Annotated in this window: 10 protein-coding genes and 1 pseudogene; 4 read left to right on the top strand and 7 right to left on the bottom strand. The window is 55.1% G+C overall.

Annotated elements, in window-relative coordinates; translation table 11 throughout:
- Window positions 1-299 precede the first annotated feature (299 nt).
- Window positions 300-1,463: a hypothetical protein gene (locus tag JAO82_RS13510; protein ID WP_232897413.1), complete on the top strand. Its 1,164-nt coding sequence runs from the start codon at window positions 300-302 to the stop codon at window positions 1,461-1,463.
- A gap of 268 nt (window positions 1,464-1,731) precedes the next feature.
- A complete protein-coding gene (locus JAO82_RS13505) occupies window positions 1,732-3,324 on the top strand; it encodes a TIR domain-containing anti-phage reverse transcriptase (RefSeq protein ID WP_332872536.1) in 1,593 nt (530 codons plus the stop codon).
- Between the two features lie 230 nt (window positions 3,325-3,554).
- On the opposite strand, the gene JAO82_RS13500 is transcribed toward JAO82_RS13505, so the two are convergent.
- The 7 genes from JAO82_RS13500 to JAO82_RS13470 form a co-directional block, all read right to left on the bottom strand.
- A complete protein-coding gene (locus JAO82_RS13500; RefSeq protein ID WP_198686923.1) occupies window positions 3,555-4,487 on the bottom strand; it encodes a DMT family transporter in 933 nt (310 codons plus the stop codon).
- 1 nt (window position 4,488) lies between these two features.
- Window positions 4,489-4,689 (bottom strand): hypothetical protein, encoded by a 201-nt coding sequence (locus tag JAO82_RS13495; protein WP_198686922.1) that lies wholly within the window; start codon window positions 4,687-4,689, stop codon window positions 4,489-4,491.
- A 655-nt stretch (window positions 4,690-5,344) separates the two neighbouring features.
- Window positions 5,345-6,724 carry a PIN domain-containing protein gene (locus tag JAO82_RS13490; protein ID WP_198686921.1) on the bottom strand — a complete coding sequence of 460 codons (1,380 nt, stop codon included), beginning with the start codon at window positions 6,722-6,724 and terminating at the stop codon, window positions 5,345-5,347.
- A gap of 374 nt (window positions 6,725-7,098) precedes the next feature.
- Window positions 7,099-10,119, bottom strand: coding sequence for a type I restriction endonuclease subunit R (locus JAO82_RS13485; protein WP_198686920.1), 3,021 nt, complete (start codon window positions 10,117-10,119; stop codon window positions 7,099-7,101).
- A 9-nt stretch (window positions 10,120-10,128) separates the two neighbouring features.
- A complete protein-coding gene (locus tag JAO82_RS13480; RefSeq protein ID WP_198686919.1) occupies window positions 10,129-11,439 on the bottom strand; it encodes a restriction endonuclease subunit S in 1,311 nt (436 codons plus the stop codon).
- Entirely contained in the window at window positions 11,436-13,829 is a 2,394-nt protein-coding gene (locus JAO82_RS13475; RefSeq protein WP_198686918.1) for a type I restriction-modification system subunit M, read from the bottom strand. Before JAO82_RS13475 ends, JAO82_RS13480 begins: the two co-directional genes overlap by 4 nt.
- Window positions 13,830-13,977: 148 nt before the next feature.
- Window positions 13,978-14,916, bottom strand: coding sequence for a GIY-YIG nuclease family protein (locus JAO82_RS13470; RefSeq protein ID WP_198686917.1), 939 nt, complete (start codon window positions 14,914-14,916; stop codon window positions 13,978-13,980).
- Between the two features lie 517 nt (window positions 14,917-15,433).
- On the opposite strand from JAO82_RS13470, the gene JAO82_RS13465 reads away from it, so the two are divergent.
- Window positions 15,434-17,002 carry a DUF3987 domain-containing protein gene (locus JAO82_RS13465; protein WP_198686916.1) on the top strand — a complete coding sequence of 523 codons (1,569 nt, stop codon included), beginning with the start codon at window positions 15,434-15,436 and terminating at the stop codon, window positions 17,000-17,002.
- Window positions 17,003-17,355: 353 nt separating this feature from the next.
- A pseudogene (locus JAO82_RS13460) lies at window positions 17,356-18,925 on the top strand (IS3 family transposase).
- Window positions 18,926-19,198: the final 273 nt, after the last annotated feature.

Raw genomic sequence — 19,198 nt, 5'->3', positions numbered from 1 at the left:
GAGGGTCGTCGAAGGCTGAGAAATTGCTAAGGTCATGTCCATTCAATGTCTCAGCCTACCTTCATCCAGTCCGCCTTATTCGGCGAGTGGTGTTCATTTTTTGGGCTCCCTATTTCCGAAATTCATTGGTGTTGACCTGCGCTCGAAAATGGCGGAAGTTAACCAGGGCCTTTCTCGCAGGCCGGTGTGCCCGCCACGCGAAGCTTTGCAGCGACCTTTACTTGGAACAGCAGACTTCATGCCAACGGCGGGTCTGATTAGCAGCGGGCACCTATTCGGATCCAGCTTGGACATGGATCATGACAGAGAACGATAAGCTGAAAACATTGAAACTTCTGGCAAAGCGATACGCCAGAGCGACCGGGCAGCCGCTGCATGTGGCGCTTGACTTGGTTGCTTCCCGATTGGGGTTTCCTCATTGGAACTCATTGACGGGCAGCGCAAAAGGAGAGTGGGCCCCGTCCGAAGCACAAGTCGCCGCAATTAAGGCCTTGGTGCTACGGATCACGTCCCATGAGGGTACGACCTTTGACCATATCTTTGGGGGGGCCGACGCCATCACCCGGGGAGAAGTACGAGGGCATCCATACGAATTGAGCACGATGCTCGGCGACGTTCATATGAAGGGCGACAGCTGGCGCATAGTGCTGCCAGAAAACCCTTCGGCCGCCCCTCATGTCGAGATCGACATTGAGCAAGCCCAGAACAACCCGATGAACGATCGAGTGCTGCTGGTAGAGGCGATCGGAATTGCAAAGGATTTGATGAAGAGAGTCAATGCGCGACGATTTGCAGATTGGCCGCGGCGTGCCACGAAGCCGGATGCAGAGGGGAAGGTCCGTCATCCGCTCCTGGAGATGGAGGAAACAAACCGCTGGTACTGCCTTCACTGCGACGCAGAGATCACCGGTCCACAGATCGCTGGAAACCAATGGCACTGCCCGGGCTGCGGCGCATCACCGATCAACATTTTTCCAGAAGCCTTCTGGCTGGGGCCGAACGATGAACGACCCGTTCCAGTTCAAGCCCGAGCCGAAGGGCAAGAGATTGAACCCATCGTGTCAGTTGTAGATCCGCGACCAAGGCTTGATCTCAACAAGGACCAGGTGACTCATTTGATCCGGGCAGCCCTGTTCGAGGATACGACCAATGCCAGCGAGCGCATGGGAGCAGGCCTGGCCGAAATCTGGGTGGATGACGATCTCAACGTGGTTGTTTCCTTTAAGGACCACTACTGGCCCGAGGACAAGGAGCCGGTCGCTGCGATCAAAGTGGCTGCACTGCTTGGAATTGAGATCGATTTGGAGGTTACTTGGTCGAATCCGTTGTTCGCATGGCCCGGTTTGGGCACAGTGACCCACAGCACGGTCGAATATACGCGCTTGATGCTCGACGCGTATCGCAGTCACGGCACTGTTGAGAAAACAAGGAAACCAATAACTCCACAGTCTGAGCTGCTTTAACAACCAACTCGCCAGGCAACTGCAGGCGAGAAACGCTATCAGCTCGGCGGGCTTCCCCGCCGGGCATGAGGGAGACCCATCCACGGGGGTGGGCACTTATCGTCGCAGTCGACCAACTCGGAATTTTCGTTCTCGGCCCATACCTGCCATTGGTCGCCGCCTCGGCTGCTGCAATGCAGCTTTAAGGCAACGGACGCCCCGACAGGGTTGACTCGTGAAGGCCATTCTGTACTTTGGTGTTGAAGGTTCAGCTCTCTAATTTGCGCTGGTGAATCCCCGGCGGCTCGCTGAAACGTTAGTCCAATATCGCGGCGGTCCGGCGGATCATCGTTCGTTGGACCCTGATCAAGGTAGAGAACGAGGGTTGGGCCTTCCAAATAATTTCAATCCCGCAAACGCCCATCTCCTGATTGGCTTTGCGCACTCCGTTAAGGATGTGGCAGGAGCATTGATGATGCGCCCTGATGGCCTGTTTCATGTTATTAAGAACACAGAGACAGGCAAGTATTACAAGACCTTTGAGGTCCCAAAGAAACGCGGCGGCACAAGGCCGATAGACAAACCTCTGCGTGGGTTGGCGATGGCACAAGAACGCTTTGCAGCCGTCTTGTTGGAGGTCTACAATCCAAAATCCTTCGTCCATGGGTATGTCCGTGGACGCTCGTTCCTTTCGAACGCTCAATACCATCAGAAGCAAAGATGGATACTGAACATTGATATTGAAGATTTCTTCGGGTCTATCGGATTCGCGCGGGTTCGCGGTCTCTTCATGTCAAAGCTATTCGGATACAATGACCGCGTCGCAACTATTCTGGCGCGTATTTGCACCTACCAAGACCGTCTCCCACAGGGTGCAAAAACTTCACCGATTCTCGCCAACCTGATTGCGCACAACCTCGACAAAGAACTCATTTCTCTGGCCGCGAAGGAGAACCTCCGATTTTCACGGTATGCCGATGATATAACGTTCTCCTCCAGCTCGAAGAAGATACCAAGGTCCTTGATCAAGGGATGGGAACCAGAATACGGCGACCGTGTAGTCGAGTTGGGCGAGCGCCTTGAGGAGGCATTTCGAACTTCGTCTTTTCAAATCAACAGGGACAAGACGCGGATTCAGCTATTCGATGAGAGGCAAGTCGTGACTGGCCTCATCGTAAATCAGTATCCAAATGTCTGGCGCAAAGACATCAAGCGATTGCGAATGAAGCTCTACTCCGCCAAGAATTATGGTATGGAGCAGGCAGCAAGTCTCTGGATTGGAGCTGGATCTAAGTCCGACGCCTTCTGGTCCCACGTAGAAGGCTGGCTGGGCTACATTAAACAAGTTCGAGGAGAAGGCGATCCGGTGCTTTCCAAGCTTTGCAAGCAAGCTATGGAAGCAAACCCGAACTCGTCAGATTGGATCAAGGAACACGCCCACATGATTCACGAATTCGACCTATTCCTTTCTCATGCTTCCGAAGACAAGCCACGGGTCAGAAAACTCCATGACAAGCTCGTTGGCCTCGGCGTAAAAGTCTTCTTTGACGAAAGCAGTATTTCGTGGGGCGACTCGATTGTTGAACAGATCAATATCGGTTTGATGAAATCCAACTTCTTCGTTCCGTTCCTTTCGAACACGTTTGCGGAGAAAGGTTGGACGAACAAGGAGTTAAACTCTGCGATCTCGATCAACATCAACCGCAAAGGACGAATACTCCCAATCTGCGATCATGACTTCCATGTCGGCCAGAACTACCCGCTACTTGCTGACATCCTGTATGAAAGTTGGCCCAGTCCCGATGCAGATGAGGAAGCAAAGCTGAGCGAGATGGCCGACAAGCTCCTCGCGGCTGCAGAGAAGGCGAAGCACTCTCAATGAGCTACCCGAACAGTGCTTGCAGCGAATGGCCGCAATCCGCCCTGCCTGCCCGACTGTCGCGACCGGCCCAGAGCCGACCCCCGAGCCTCTTCAAGGTGCTGCGGCGCGGCTCGTCATTGCCGCCACTCGTGCAACGCGCAGCATTTTGGAGGTTCTAACATCGGTCAGCGGACTAATCTGCCATTTGCAGGGAAGCTCAAGAGGACTGCTTTCCAGCCCGTTTCGGGAATTCAAGATTGTTGAGTTGAAGTTTGAGCTTGAGTCGGACGACCGAGCGGCCTTGGGAGCGTGATAATCGCAATGCATCCTACAACCATCGCCACGCCGATCCATCCAAGGCTCGGCAAACGCTCTCCTACAATCAGGACAGCCAGAACAGCCGCCACGACGGGCTCCAGTAGCGTGATGACTGTCGCCATGCTGGCCTGCACACGGGCGAGCCCAAAACCAAAGCTAATGTAGCCAAGGAACATCGGCACGGCAGCCATGTAGATCCCGACGGCTGCGTTCGTCCAGGACGCAAGAAACGGCCCTCCCGTCACGATCAGCACCGGCATCAGCAGCAGACCCCCAAGGCCGAAAGTAGACCCCATCGCGACAGATGGCTGCGTTCCTTGCAGCATCATTTTCCGTGCGCTCCAAGAATAGAGGGCATAGGTTAGTCCGCCAATCAGCCCCAGAAACACCCCCAAAGGCACCGAGTCGCCACCGACCACTTCGCGGTGCGACAGGTTTTCTGCAACGCAGATAAGCCCCATGCCGATTAGCCCGACAAAAGCCCCGGCGGACCAACGCAGAGTCAGGCGTCTTCGGTCAAACAGGTATTCGATAAGCGCAGAGAGCAATGGAGCAGAACCAATGGTAATGACAGTTCCGACGGTCACGCCCGCCAGCCTCATCGAGCCATAAAAAGCCAGTGGATAAATCGCCACCGAAATCGCGCCAATCACCAGAAGCCGACGCTGGTCCCAAAGTGTCGCGCGGGATCGCACGATGCCGCGTGCGGCTACCAAGGCTTGTGCGATGCCGCCGACGCCCATTGCGGCGGCGCCAATCGCGGCGGCGCTCACATCGGGTGCAAAGGTTGCTGCCGTTCCGGTAGTGCCCCAGACAACAGCGGAGAACAAGATTGCGACCACACCCCAAGTTTGTCCCTGCATCATGTCAAAGCGCCTTCAATATGTCGCGCACCATAGTCCTTGCCATGACCATCCGCGCGCTGCTGCCCTCGAGGCCCGCCCGTGCCATCGCACCTTCCAGTAGAAACGCAAACTGCGCTGCCAAAGCCGCCACGCGATCAGGGTCATCAGGCAGCAGTTCCGAAAGATGCTGCGCAAGGATGCTTTCGACTTGTTCCTTGTGCACGCATAGCCGACGTTCGTCCATACCTGCAGCGAAGGTCCGGTTACCGCCCTGACTGCCGGCCGCCTTGACTGCCGGCCGCCTTGATCGGCCCTAAGCCGCGTTCATACCGACGGCGGTAGCTGTGATGCAGCATCGGCAAAGCAGTCTTTCGCATGCATCATCGCGCAGTCCAAGAATAGTTCCAGACCAAGAATAGGCCCCTTGTAGCAACGGGCCGGCTTGACCTGGAACTCGTCAATGCCATGCTTCGAAGGTCATTCGGTTGGGGACCCTTGGGTCTCTGGGGTGGTGGGGGGCAACACCTCTGGTGTTATCAGTACTCGCTCTGATCTTGCTGGTTCTAATCATTGCCTCGAAACATTTGCTACGTAAGGGCGCCAGAAAAGAAAGGAGATCCACTATGGAAGAAAAGTCAGTGGCAGGTCAGTCCGACCACGAAGCTCTTCATGAATTCGCAGTGTCGTTCGGAGCGGGTTTCCTTGGTGGCACCATACCACCCATTGATCCGCTATTTTTAGCAGCATAGCGGAGCTTATTTATCTATAGCGTGTTTTCATCCATGCCGCCCGAACCGAACGTTAGAGCCTCTTTCAAGATGCTGCAGTTGCAGCCCGATTAGCGGCCCTTCGCCGCGAAAGCGAATTTTGAGGCTGGATCAATCCTTGTCGTCATAGTTCAATATATTGAGCCGGGAGAAAACATGATCTTCGTCCAACTGTTTCAGCTCCTCTTTCATTGGCAGATCACCTATAAACTCCAAGTCTCTTATATCATAGATCGAAGACAGCTCTTTTGAGCTGATAGCATGAGAAAGTTTGAACACCTTCTTTTTGCTTCCTCTCATGTTAGAGGCCGTGATGCCAATAATCAGAACGACATCGTCGTTCGTTGTTGGTTCTGCGGTCAAGATAGCATCAAATACCCAGCTCCGACCGTGCCGGAAATCCTGACAATGGACCTCAAATGAATCGCCACCATCGGCATCATTTTCGAAATACATCTCATGACGGCCAATGTTCGGCTTGCGAACGTCACTCAACGATGTGTAGCTATGGATTCCGGAGAGAAATCTGTTCGCATCCGGTCTCGGAGCAAAGGGCCACGCTGGGACAATAGTCCAACGATCTGATATTGTACCATTACGCACGTTCACATGTAGAACCAAGTCCTCTGCTTGAACTGCTCCGTTATTGCGGAGCTCCAGAGATATCGGCGTTTGCGCGTACATGAGATTGATGTCACAGCTAAGAGAATCGACGAATTTCGGTAGTGTCTTGTTCACCCATCGCTCGTATTTCTCATTGTATTCATGGTCATAATTTAGTGAAGCAGCAAACATACCACCTTGCCCCTGCGAAGCCCTTGGATTTTTATCGATTATGACCCGCTGTAACTCGTGTTTCTGATCTGGAGTCAGGTCTGGAACTGCAACATGCTCGAATGGTTCGCCACTTGAAAATTTCACCAGTACCTCAAGGTCTGGCTCGGTGGCCTTCGACACCCGCACCTGTTCCTTGAGCTTGTTGATCTTTCGTTGATCTGGACTCGGTTCAGCTGCTCGCAACCAGCTTCCCGGCAATCTTTTCACTTTTAAACCATGCCGAGTCGCCATCCCGATGGGGTTAATATCCTGACTTACAAACAACCTCGCATCAAAGTTGGAGTGTTTTTCGTTGAGCACCTGCGCTATAACGCGAGCGTCTGGTTCCTCGGGATCAAGATCATGAAGCTTGTCCCAATCGATGCGGTTTGTCACTGCAAGTGACAGATCAACCAAAGGCGGACCGTCAACCAATCGAACGGGCCCGCCAGTCTCGGCTGCGGGCGCAATCAACCGATTGAAGTCCCGTGCATGCTTTGCAAGTCGACCATCCCGCTTCTTGCTATCAATCTCTTTCAAAACTTGGGGCACAAAAAGCAGCAAAATTTCGCCGGAAGCATCAATATCTTGCCATGGCTGATCCCCAACCTTGCCGCCCTCAAGGATGACGTTTGCATCCAAGAACACAATTGTAGAGTATTTGCTGTAATCCAAGTGTTGACCTTTCCAATTCCAAAATTGATCACGCGTCGGTCTATTGAGATATGAGTGAAAGCTGGTGGCGCGTGACCAAGCGGCATCTTGAAGGTGAAGGATACCATCACGGAACTCAACCTTAGGATTTTTAAGAAGTCATGCTAACGTGACAAATGGCGGCTTTATTTGCCGGACCACCAGACCTCTTGCACCTGCAGTGAAAGTCCGCTTCTCGCCCTGACTGCCGATCGTCGAAACCGGCCCAAAAGGTCCACAAAGGGACGTTTGCGATGCAAGCCGCAACTTAAAAATGGAGCGTTGATCTACTGCGGAGCCACGCCAAGGCTGCTTAGTTAGTGATGCTTTTGAATGGCTGGGTGTCGGAGCGGCGGTTACGCGGCGCGATTAAGGGCATTTTTGATATTTTGATGCAGAGCCGACGAAAATGTCTCTTCTTGCGCGTAAAGCTTATAGAATTCGAGATCTTCCTTGCGTCGACGTAGCATCACGTCTCTCACGATTTTCTTGAAAGCCAGATCCTGAGAGTATGGGTCAGGGTTTTCATTGTATTTTTCCTCGTAGTCGGGATGCGCCTCAACGCTTTTGACAATACTCAGGAATCTTACGCGTTTTTCCTCAGGGGTTGCAGTCCAGTTGTGGAACCAGCGTTCGTTGAAACTGCGAATAATTTCTTCGAGTGGGTCCTCCTGAACTTCACCCTCTCGGTAGCCTCGCGGATTAGGATTCTGTGGGTCGAGTTCGGTTTCGGCTGCATCCAACCCAATCGACTGGTTCAGTTTTGTGCGTTCCAGTCCGTATGAAGACAGATCAACAGCCTCCAGCAGCTCGCCCAACGCATCTTGAGTGGGGTCTTGAATGTTCAACTTTGGCACTAAGAACTTCAGGAACCAGAACAGCTTCTCCCAGTCGACCACCTCAAAAGGCATGATCGAGGCCATCTGGCCATAGACCTTGACGAACTGCTTCGCCTTGATTTTGTAGTCGATCTTGTCCTTGTCTTCGAGCTCCAGTTCTTCGTTGAATCGCTCGGCGGCAGTGTCGATCAAGGGGCTCAGCTTCTGAGAGTCCTCGCCGTCAAAGAACAGCTTACAGAACTCCTCTACCTCAGACCATTCATAGATCCCGGTATCATCAAGCGTGGCCTTCAGATCATGCAGGACATTGACATCAGTTGCCTCCGACAAAGCCGTCACGGTGAAGAACGGATCAAAGGCGGTCTTTATGTCTTCCGTCGAGTTAAAAAAATCGAGCACGAAGAGGTCTTCGGTGCGCTTTCCGAGCTTTGGCGCCGACCGGTTTAAGCGTGACAAGGCCTGCACTGCCAAAACGGATTGCAGCTTTTTGTCGACATACATCGCGCAGAGCTTGGGCTGATCAAAACCGGTCAGGTATTTATTCGCCACCACCAGGAGGCGGAACTCATCCTTGTCGAACTCGGTGCGGGTCTTGTCCTCCGGGAAGCCGTTCATCTCAGCCTCGGTATACTTGATCCCGTCGACCTCTTTATCGCCGGAGAATGCGATCAGGGCTTTAAACGGGTTCCCGCGCTTTGCCAGCTCGGCCTGCACGGCCTTGTAGTATCGGATCGCCATCTCGATGTCCTGGGTAACGATCATACCCTTGCCTTTGCCGCGCAGCTTTTTGGCATTCACGACGTTGTTCATGAAATCCTCGACCATGATCTCGGCCTTGGTATTGATCGTCTGCTGGCTGCGCTCAACGAAAGCGCGTAGCTTTTTCTGTGCCTTCGCGGTGTCAAAAAGAGGATTGTCCTCGATGGACTTCTGGATTTCGTAATAGCTTTTATAGGTCGTATAATTGGCCAGCACGTCGAGGATGAAACCCTCTTCGATGGCTTGTTTCATGCTGTAGAGGTGAAAGGGCTTGAACCGGCCATCCGGCTGCTGGGTGCCGAATTTCTCCAAGGTTGTGTGTTTCGGCGTTGCGGTAAAAGCAAAGTAGGAGGCATTGCCACGCATCTTGCGCGCCTGCATGGCGGCAAGGATCTTGTCCTGCGGGTCTACCTCATCCAGATCCTCGCCGCCCCCCATGGCCTGGTTCATCTTGTCATGGGCAAGGCCGCTCTGACTGCTATGGGCTTCATCGATAATCACGGCGAAGCGCTTGTCGCTCAGGTCCGCGATGCCATCAACGATTACCGGGAACTTCTGAATTGTAGTGATGATGATTTTCTTGCCGGTCTCCAGCGCCGTCTTTAGATCGGCCGACCGCACGGCCGGGGCGACGATGTTCTTCACTTCCGAGAAATCGCGAATATTGTCGCGCAATTGTTTGTCCAGGAGGCGCCGATCCGTCACCACGATCACGCTGTCAAACAGGGGTGCATCCAGCGCCCGTGCGCCTGGCAAGTCCACACTTTTCGGGTAGGTCTCGATCAGTTGATAAGCCGCCCAAGTGATGCTGTTGGACTTGCCCGATCCGGCGGAATGCTGGATCAGATAGCTGTGTCCGACACCATGGGCGGCAGTGTGGGCCAAGAGCTTGCGCACCACATCAAGCTGTTGGTAGCGCGGAAAGATCAGGGTCTTCTTCGCCAGAGGGTCGGTGTTCTTACCCTCCAGCAAGACGAAATGCTGGATGATCCCAGCAAGGCTTTCAGGCTGGAACACCTCTTCCCAGAGATAGGCGGTCTTGTGACCCTCGGGGTTGGGCGGGTTGCCGGCACCCTCGTTGTGGCCCTTATTGAACGGCAAGAAGTCGCGCCGCGAGCCTGTAAGCTTGGTTGCCATCCAAACCTCGTCGGTATCGGCGGTCATATGAACCAGCACGCGGCCGAAGGTCAGCAGGGTCTGGCTGGCGTCGCGTTCGCGATATTGCTTCTGGCCGTGATAGCGAGCTGTCTGGTGGGTCCAGGCGTTCTTCAGCTCCAGCGTGACGATGGGCAGGCCGTTTAGGAACAGCACCATGTCGACTGATTCATACGGGTTGGCGAGGGAGTGATGGACCTGCCGGGTCACGCTCCAGATATTGGCAGCGAAATTATCATGAACCCTTTGTGCCGAGCTGGCCAAAGGCGCGGGATACATGAGGGTGAAGTGGGCATCATCGACAGGCAGACCCTTTTTCAGGATGTGCAGGATGCCCCTGCGCTTAACCAACCTGTCGAACTGGCCGAGGATCTTGGCCTGCCAGTCGGCCGGATTACGGGTCTTGAGCTTTTCCAGCGCCTTGTCCTGGGTGGCTTCGAGAAACTCCCAGAACAGAGCGGTGTCGAGGGCGAGGCGCGCGTCAAAGTCAGAAGGACGGCCGATGCGGAAAGGGCCGGTGGGCGTGGCGCCTGTGGTCAGATCCTCTGTAATGACGCCGGTCAGGTGCCGTTCGATGGCCTGTTCCAGCGCGATTTCCTTGGTGTTGCTGACCGCGATATTCATGACCGCCCCTTATATGACCTTTATCTTGCCGGTGACCGCAGCGTTGATCAGGCTTGTTTTGTATTCCTTGAGCGCGGCGATCTGGTCTTGTTTGATAGAAATGGCGTTTTCCACTTTGCCTGTTTCTCGTTCAAGATGTTGGACTATTTTCGGCTGTTCATCTTTCGGTGGTAGAATGATCTTCAGGGAACGCACTCTACCGACACTTAGCTGAGGAAGCGCCGCGCCACGAAGCGTAGGCCCATATTGAGCTACGAGATAATCAGACGAAAGCGTCCAAAACAGATATGTCGGATCAACACGGCGGTTGGGATTGATAACGCAGAGTGAGTCCAGAATTCCAAGCCTGATACCGCTTGGAAGGACCCGGACAGCGCCAATTGTCCCTTTTCTGGAAAAGACAAGAGACCCTTTGGCGAACTTGCAGCGATCCTCTTGTTCTTCCACAGTTTTTTTTGAAACCCTACGCGGGGTGTCGATTTCGATAGCTCCACCAGGGCGAAACTCCTGTGTGGATATGAACGGGAACCCTTCGTCGACATATTCCGGATTACGGTGGCTTGGGTTTGGATCGATAACTTCCCCAACTGCCAAAATTGGAACGGCTTCCCAATGCGCGGGGATTTGGCCGATCCAGTCGATGCCGCTGTCCTTCATGGGGGCGTCGGGGTTCAGGCCGCGGGTGACGGCCTGCTGGATCAGGATCTGCCTGCGCTCGCGCAAGAGCTTGATCTGCTCCTCCTTGATCCGCACTGCCTCATCAATCGTCGCGCATTTTCCATCCAGAAACGCGACGATTGCCTTCTGCTCACCAATGGGAGGAGCAGCCAGGGCGAGGTCCGCGAAGTCGTTGAAGCGAAAATCCGTCGATCTCTCACGGATGCCTTTCGCCATGGCGACAAGCAGGCCTGACAGTGCGATGTGGCGCATATAGTAGGCGTAGAAAGCAGGCTCGACAGTTCCTGCCACACGAGGCACGCAAGCCGAGTAAACGGGAGTCGACTTGCCATCTGAGTCCGAGACACCGATTGCCCCGGCGAAGGCATCCATCGAATGGATGACGAAGTCGCCCTTGCGAATACCTTGATACCCATGCTCCTTCATGGCGTTGGTGAATCCCTCTGTCCGCCGGTTCGAACGCAAGGTCACCATGCCATCGCGGAAACACGTGACGATCTCGTCCTCAGGGCGAACCGGGCGATCCATCCGCTTGAACAGCCACTTGCCCCGCCGCACATCCCAAGAGGCAGGGATTTTGCCAATCCATTTTACGCCGCTATCCTGGTAGCTCTCATATTTCGGAAACGCGGCGATGTTCATTCCGCCGGCTCCAGCTTGGTCGCCACCTCGACCCCCAGTATATCCGCGATCAGCCCGTCGGCCTTTTCCTCCAGCGCCAGGATGTCCTGCGTCACCTCCTCCAGGCTGCGCAGCGGCTTGTGGCGGTAGAAATACTTGTTGAAGCTGATCTCGTAGCCGATCTTTACCGAGTCGAGGTTGATCCAGGCTTCCTCCACATGCGGTTTCACCTCGGCCAAGTAATAGCGGTGGATGCTGTCCTTCAGCGGCACAGACTCCGCATCGCGCAAGTCGGTCGCGGTCTCATAGGTTAAATAACTGCCATCGGGCTGGCGATAGTAGCCGAAATCAGCCGGATCGCCGGTGGCGCAACCCAGGTGGGTCGTGAGGTCCTCGAGGTCGTCCGAGGACAGCTTGTGCCGCTTGGCGATGACCTTCTCGGCCGTTTCGTCATACCAGCTGACCGCGTTCAGGATCGCATTCCTCTCGGTCGCGGACAGCTTGATCTTGTGAGTTCTGATTGCCTTGGTCACGGCGTCCCGGAAGGCATTGAAATCGGCAGTCTCTTCGGTGCCGATATCGCGCATCAGCAGGGTTGCCGCCTTTAATAGGTCGCGCAGGTTGTTCCAATGCTTTGTATCGGCCAGCCGGCCACGCTGCCTGGCGTTTAAAGTGATGCCCTGTTCCTCGCACCAGGCGGCAATTGCTTTCGCCTGATCCTTCAGGAAGCCGAGCTCATAAACCTTGTCGCCATGTTCGGCATAGAGCCATTCCATTGGCTCACGCAGGGATCTATCGAAACGCAAGGGAGCGATGCGCTCGGTGCTGAATCCGGCGCGGCGCCGATCAGGCCGCTCGATGCTGACCTTATAGTAGCCAAAATCATCATTGTCGAAAACCTGCGCTGCGATGCCTACCGGGGCTCCGGAGGCGTCGAGCTCGCGCTCAATGGGCGCGAAGTTGAGATAGGCATCAGTGATCGCTTCAATATGCTCGGGGGCAAATTCACAATTCTTGTCACCCAAGTTCTTCCGCAGTTTCCGGAATAGAAGATTCGCGTCGATCAGCTGGACCTTGCCCTTGCGCGCCTCGGGCTTGGAATTGGTCAGCAGCCAGATGTAGGTGGTGATGCCGGTATTATAGAACAGGTTGTTCGGCATCTGGATGATAGCATCCAGCATGTCGTTTTCGATGATGTAGCGGCGGATGTTTGACTCGCCGCTGCCGGCGTCGCCGGTAAACAGGCTGGAGCCGTTGTGGACCGAGGCAATGCGCGAGCCGAGCGGGCTAACCCCCACCGGCTTCATCTTGCTTACCATCTCCATCAGGAACAGCAGCTGGCCGTCCGAAGAGCGCGGTGTGGCATCCACAATGTCCTTGTTGCCCCAGTAATCGGTGAGCTCGACTTGGAAGCGGGGGTCGATGACGTCTTTGCCGTCTTTGATGTATCTGATCTCGCTATTCCAGCTTTTGCCGTAGGGTGGATTCGACAGCATGAAGTCGAAGCGATGAGCCGAGAACTCATCGGTGGAGAGGGTGGACCCGACGCGGATGTTCTCGGGGTTGTTGCCCTTGATCATCATGTCCGATTTGCAGATCGCATAGGTCTCGTCGTTGATCTCCTTGCCGTAGAGATAGACATCGCCGCGCGCCTGGATCGGGCCTTCGGGTTCCTTGATGTAGTTCTGAGATTCCGTCAGCATGCCGCCTGAGCCGCAGGCGGGGTCATAGATGGTCATAACCGGTGGTAGTTGATCCTTGATTGGGTCGAACATGAGGTGTGTCATGAGATGAATCACCTCGCGCGGGGTGAAATGTTCCCCGGCTTCCTCGTTGTTCTCTTCGTTAAATTTCCGGATCAGCTCCTCAAAGACATAGCCCATGCCGAGATTGGACAGGCCCGGGAGCGGGTTGCCTTCGGGATCTTCTCGATCATGCGGTGTCAGGTTGATGTAGGGCGAGACGAAGTTTTCGATAACGTCGAGCAGGACCTGCTTGTCGGCCATGTGGCGCATCTGGTCGAGAAGCTTGAAGCGCGTGACGATCTCTTTGACATTGTCGGAGAAGCCGTCGAGGTAATCTTCGATATTGGCCAGCATGATTTGCTGGTTGTTGGTCGCGGTGCCATGAATCTTCTTCAGAGTCCATTGGCTGGTGTTGAAGAAAACATAGCCCGATGCGTCCTTCAGGGGCACGTCATCAAGCTCAAGTGAGCCCATTTCCTCTTTTTGGAAGCGAACCTCCTCAAGCACAGCGTCTTTGGTGGGCTCAAGCAGGGTATCCAGCCGCCGGAGAACGACCATAGGCAGAATTACATCGCGATATTTACCTCGAACATACACGTCACGAAGGCAGTCATCAGCAATACGCCAGATGAAAGAGACAAGGCTGTTGTGTGACGTTTGGTTCATTCACTGCTCACAGTTTTTAGGGGCCGGCCTTTACCAGCTATAGCGTATTGGTAAGGGCAATTACGTTGCAAAACAATCATTGCGGGTCACCCCGCCGGCGAATACCTCGCGACCTTGGCATCCGCGCCAGGTGAAACCTTCTGGCAGTTCATTCCGCCGCCTCCTGCTTCCTCGCCTGCGCCTGCTGCCAATCGTGGTAGGTCTGGTTCGCACCTTTCACCTTCCATTCAATCCGTCCATTGCTGTTCCGGTCCAGAATGACCGCAGCCGCCGCGGAAGGACTGTTGAAGGACCAGGGTCTGGCAAAGCGGAGTTTGTTCGTATCTGGCGGAACATCTTGGCACACGATCACCCCATCGGCGATTAGCTTCTCCTTTAATCCGCCATAGCTCCGCTGAACATAGTCGGTGTTGGTTAGGGCTTCGGAACCTTCCAGCACGATAAATTCGCCGTCTTCTTCTACCGCCGTGGCCTGCACGCCGCTTTTGTGCCGGATCTCGAACTGCACCTCGCCCGAGGTGCGCTCCTCAACCGGCTGCGTGGTCTCCGTCACCGCCTTAGGTTGAGGCTTCAACATATCGAGTCCGATCACCGGCAGGATGATCCGCAGGTTTGCGAGAAACTGCTCCATATTGGCCACGTCAGCCTCAGGTAGCCGCCGACGCAGAGTGTCAGGCTGGGTCCCATTATCCAGCGATACCCGGCCTGCTTGGGCCGTGACCTGGATCAGCCGCGCCTCGAGGTATTCTGTATGGCCTTTCGACAGATCGTCATCACTGGTGGTGACGGTGATCGCGGTTTCCCAGAAGTCTCGTTTCAAGGCGCTCTGTTTGATCCGTTCGGCCACAGAATTGCCAGAGCCGATATAGACGCGGGTGCCGCCGGACTTGTCGGGGTCGGGGCCAGAGAGAATGTAGACACCGGTGCGGTCTACCTCTTCCCGTGCGGTGAGATTCCCGAAAGCCGACGCGCCCGAGACGAATAGCAGCCCGGTCCAGCCATGGATGGTTGCCTTCCGTAGGCCGCTGGAATTACCGTCCACCAGAAAGAGCTGGATGGTGCGGCCGAAGGTTTCGCCGGGGGTCATTCGTCTTCTCCTCTGAATGTAAATTGAAACAGCTGAAACTCGAATGCAGCGATAAAACTCAATAACGCGCACCACATCAACGGCACCACCGGATAGGATTTACCGCCGTAAATTATTTTTACGACTACGCAGCTTTCTTACCGTATCGGCTGGCCTCTCTATAGTTTTATAACCGGTTGCTGACTGAGTTATGATGTTGCGAACAATTTATTAAAATATAGCGGATAACTTGTCAGGAAGTGCCGCAACGCTCAAGGGGTGATCCAGCTCGTCGGGGCGTTTCTCCCTTGATACCAAGTAAAAAATCGAAATTCTGACAAGCGTCCCTGATTTGTCGGCTGCGTGTCGGCGCAAGGCTCCACTATTTATTGTTTAAATACAAATGGTTAATTGATTTGTCGGCTGTCGGCGAGGACCGCTGATCTTTTAGGCAGAGGTGGAGTCAAACCCATTATTCCATCCGCGATCTTGCCCACACGTCCCCTGCACAACGGAAACTTAACCAAAGGTGCAGCCCATGACCCAGAAACCATCGAAGAAAACCAAACCGAACACCGCCCCCCTCTTTACTGGGGTGACTACTCTTGAGAAAGGCAAGAAGCGGCCTCTCAATGAGTTGGAGCAGAGCACCGTGATTGCAATGCTCTCCATCAAGGAACGGCCTGATGTCCTTAGCATCGACCACCTTGTTCCCAAAGGATCCTTCATCGAGCGTCTTTTGGGTTTTTTCAAGGAGTCTGACATCAGCTATGCTTTGCCACTGTGGCAGCTGATCATGCTCTCGGCCTCAATTCTGACCCAAGGTGGCGCAACGCTCTCAATTCCGGGCATGAAGGAAAAGCGTCCCATTCTTTGGACAATCGTGCTGGCGCCATCCGGTAGTTCAAAGACCTTGGCGACCGATACTGTCACCGACATCCTGTCGGATGACGGCGAAGAATCCAACATTGCGATGTTTCCCAATGGCGGTACGGATGCGCAGTGGATCATCGATCTGGACGAAAACAACGGAACCTATGTTCTGCAGGACGAGGTCGGCCAGTGGATCGAGAAAGTGCTGAAGGATGCAACCTACGCGCGCATTAAGCCGTGGATGCTCGATTCGTATTCTCACAAGCCCATATCCAACCGCTTGAAAAGTGAAAATCAGAAGCTGACGATCGAAGATCCCCACTTCACTTTCATGGGTTTGAGCGTACGAGAGACTTGGAAAGACAATGTTAATGCCGCGAGCATGCTTGATGGGTTCTGTCAGCGGTTCAACTACGTCATGGCGCCGCCACGGGAGGACACCGACATGTTCGACCATTTCCTCTATTTCGTCGGCGAAAATGTCGGGAAACAAAAAGCCGAGCTTTTTGAAATTTGGAATGCGCTCCGTCACCAGCCGGAGGCGATGGGCGTCTATCAGATCGATAAAGACGTGATGCCTTACTTGGACAATTGGTGGAGCAGCTTGCGGGCACAATGGGGGAGTGGTGCGTTGCCGGCCTCCTTTATCCGTCGAACTGGTTTTTCAGTGCTAAGTTACCTGGTGATCCTTCAATTTCTCTTGGGGAGATCGCGCAGGCCAATCGACATTGAAACCGCAGAGCTCGCGACCAAATATGCAGAATTTCATATGGAATGCGCGCTAACCATGATGCGCGAGTACGGCGACAAGACGTCGGGGCAGATCCAGAAGGTTGCCGCTTTGCGAACCGAGATGCAGGCGAAGGGAAACCCAAAGGTATCCGCGCGCGATATACAACGGCGCTTGAGTGCCAATCAGCGCCGTGAAATCAGCACAGACATGACAAAGCAGATCCTCGCCGTCCTTGAGCGCCTCGAGATTCAGCCCGACCTTTTCGAAGGTGTCGCTGACACCCCGAAGGACAAGTCCAGCCTGCTTCAAGCCCGCCATCAGAAGATTCAGGTGCGCGACCAGCAGCGAGAGGCGTGGCGAAACAGAGCGCGCATCAGAAAGGTACGCGACCTCTACAAACAGCAACCTCCAAAATCGGTCCCCATGGAACACGACCAACAAGAGCTGTCGGAAAGGGAGGATCACGTGATCGATATTACCGAGCGGATAAAAAACGGTTAGAAACTGCGCCTGACGTTTCTCAAAAATAATGAAGGGACCCACTTGCTTAGTCAGCTCTATATTTCGAAACGTGGCCCGGACTATTCCAGTCTGCGCATCCTGACCGACCTGGGATTCGGGGTCCCGCTTCCGTTGAGCCTTGTGGCCGGTGACGAGGCTCAAAATGCCCTAATGGTCGATACAGCCGATCTTGCCAGATGGATCGGAGAGTCGCCGCGGAATGTCCCACGACGCCTCCCCCCTGTGTCAGGATAGTTGTCCGCTGCTCTACTTTTCCTCTATTTCTCAGGTGGGCGGGATAGGACAATGACGTGGCATATTCACCGGAACGAAAATCAGCTGTGCTGAAGCGGATGCTTCCGCCGAACAACATGGCCATTCGACAGTTGTGGCAGGAGGAAGGGATTTCCGAGGCGACACTGCACAAATGGCGGGCCGAAGCGCGTGGTAAGGGGCAGCTTCTGCCCGATGCTGACGCGGGTCCAGAGGGCTGGTCGTCGCGCGACAAGTTCGCGGCGGTGTTGGAAACGACGGCGCTCAATGAGGCCGATCTGGCCGAATACTGCCGCAAGCGCGGGCTTTATCCGGCGCAGATCGCTGCGTGGCGGATGGCGTGCGAGCAAGCCAACGACTGGGACCGCGCCAGTTCGGCGCGTCTGGGTCAGGCGACCAAGGAAGAAAAGAAACGAGTCAAGGCTCTGGAGCGGGAATTGGCGCGCAAGGAGAAAGCCCTGGCCGAGACCGCCGCGCTTCTGGTTCTGCGAAAAAAGGCGGCAGCGATCTGGGGGGACGGAGAGGACGCATGATCAGCACCCCAGATCGCCAAACTGCCACGCTGCTGATCCAAGAGGCTGTCACCGCTGGCGCGCGGCGCGCCATGGCCTGTGCCGTGTTGCAGATCAGCGAACGGACCCTGCGACGCTGGACGAAAGGCGGCCAGATTCACCCTGATCAACGTCCTCTTGCGGCGCGCCCTGAACCCGCCAACAAGCTGAGCGCTGTTGAGCGCACGGCCGTGCTGGATGTCTGCAATTCGAAGGAATTTGCCAGCCTTCCGCCCAGCCTGATCGTGCCGAAACTGGCCGACCAGAGACGCTATCTGGCCTCGGAATCGAGCTTCTACCGCATTCTGCGTGCAGATGGGCAGCAACATCACCGGGGTCGAGCCAAGCCGCCGGTCCGGCGCAAACCTCCCACCAGTTACAAGGCCACTGCGCCCTGCCAAGTCTGGACTTGCGCTGCCCGGCAGGTGATTGCAAGCAATCACCGTAAGGGGACATAACATGGATGCCCGGGCCGGTCGCCGGCATGTTTTTCTAACTCTACCTGATCGTCGACATCTTCAGCCGGAAAATCGTCGGTTGGGAAGTTCATGAGCGCGAGACCGCGGACCTGGCTTCAACGTTGATCCAAAAGGCGGTCTGGGCTGAGGCCTGCGTCTCGCGCCCGCTGGTCCTGCACGCCGACAATGGCAGCCCCATGAAAGGTGCGACGATGAAGGTGACAATGGAGAAACTCGGCATCACCGCGTCTTACAGCCGACCCCGGGTCAGCAACGACAACCCGTTTTCCGAGGCGCTGTTTCGGACCTGCAAATACCGTCCGGACTGGCCGACCAAGGGGTTTGCCACAAAAGCAGAGGCTCAGGCTTGGGTGAAATCCTTCGTCAGCTGGTATAACGGTGCGCATCTGCACAGCGCCATCCGCTTTGTCACGCCGAATGCGCGTCACGCTGGCCGTGATCGTGCGACGCTGGCAAACCGCGCCATTCTCTATGCAAATGCACGCGCACAAAATCCGGAACGCTGGTCAGGTAAAACCCGCAACTGGCAACCTGCCGGACCCGTCTGGCTCAACCCGGAACCCGAACCAGCGCCCCTGAAATCAGAGACGCCGCATGAAATCAGTGGACAACTCCTTTGACAAACGCCGCCTCTCAGGCACCCATGGTGACAGCAGTTTTCCGCAAGTGATCCATCTTGGACCCAGCTAAAGGCCTGTCTTCAAGGCGGAGCTTCAGGCTCGGCGGCATCATGAGCCATCGCCCTTAGAGCGCTTGCATCAACCCATGCACCGCACGGTCGGGTATATCACGCCACAAGAAGCAGAGGAGATGGAGTGGTTGCCGCCCTCCCCAGACGGCATCGATTTGTGCCAAGGTCGTGGTGTCAACAGCCACACAACGAGGAGGACGGC

This window comes from Pontibaca salina, assembly GCF_016307205.1.
GTDB classification, from domain to species: Bacteria; Pseudomonadota; Alphaproteobacteria; order Rhodobacterales; family Rhodobacteraceae; genus Pontibaca; species Pontibaca salina.
This window is presented reverse-complemented; position numbering and strand designations above follow the sequence as displayed.

Bases quoted from the DNA above. Each gene is read 5' to 3' on its own strand.
- JAO82_RS13510 (WP_232897413.1), top strand. From the start codon at position 300: ATGACAGAGAACGATAAGCTGAAAACATTGAAACTTCTGGCAAAGCGA.
- JAO82_RS13500 (WP_198686923.1), bottom strand. From the start codon at position 4,487: ATGATGCAGGGACAAACTTGGGGTGTGGTCGCAATCTTGTTCTCCGCT.
- JAO82_RS13485 (WP_198686920.1), bottom strand. From the start codon at position 10,119: ATGAATATCGCGGTCAGCAACACCAAGGAAATCGCGCTGGAACAGGCC.
- JAO82_RS13480 (WP_198686919.1), bottom strand. From the start codon at position 11,439: ATGAACATCGCCGCGTTTCCGAAATATGAGAGCTACCAGGATAGCGGC.
- JAO82_RS13475 (WP_198686918.1), bottom strand. From the start codon at position 13,829: ATGAACCAAACGTCACACAACAGCCTTGTCTCTTTCATCTGGCGTATT.
- JAO82_RS13470 (WP_198686917.1), bottom strand. From the start codon at position 14,916: ATGACCCCCGGCGAAACCTTCGGCCGCACCATCCAGCTCTTTCTGGTG.
- JAO82_RS13465 (WP_198686916.1), top strand. From the start codon at position 15,434: ATGACCCAGAAACCATCGAAGAAAACCAAACCGAACACCGCCCCCCTC.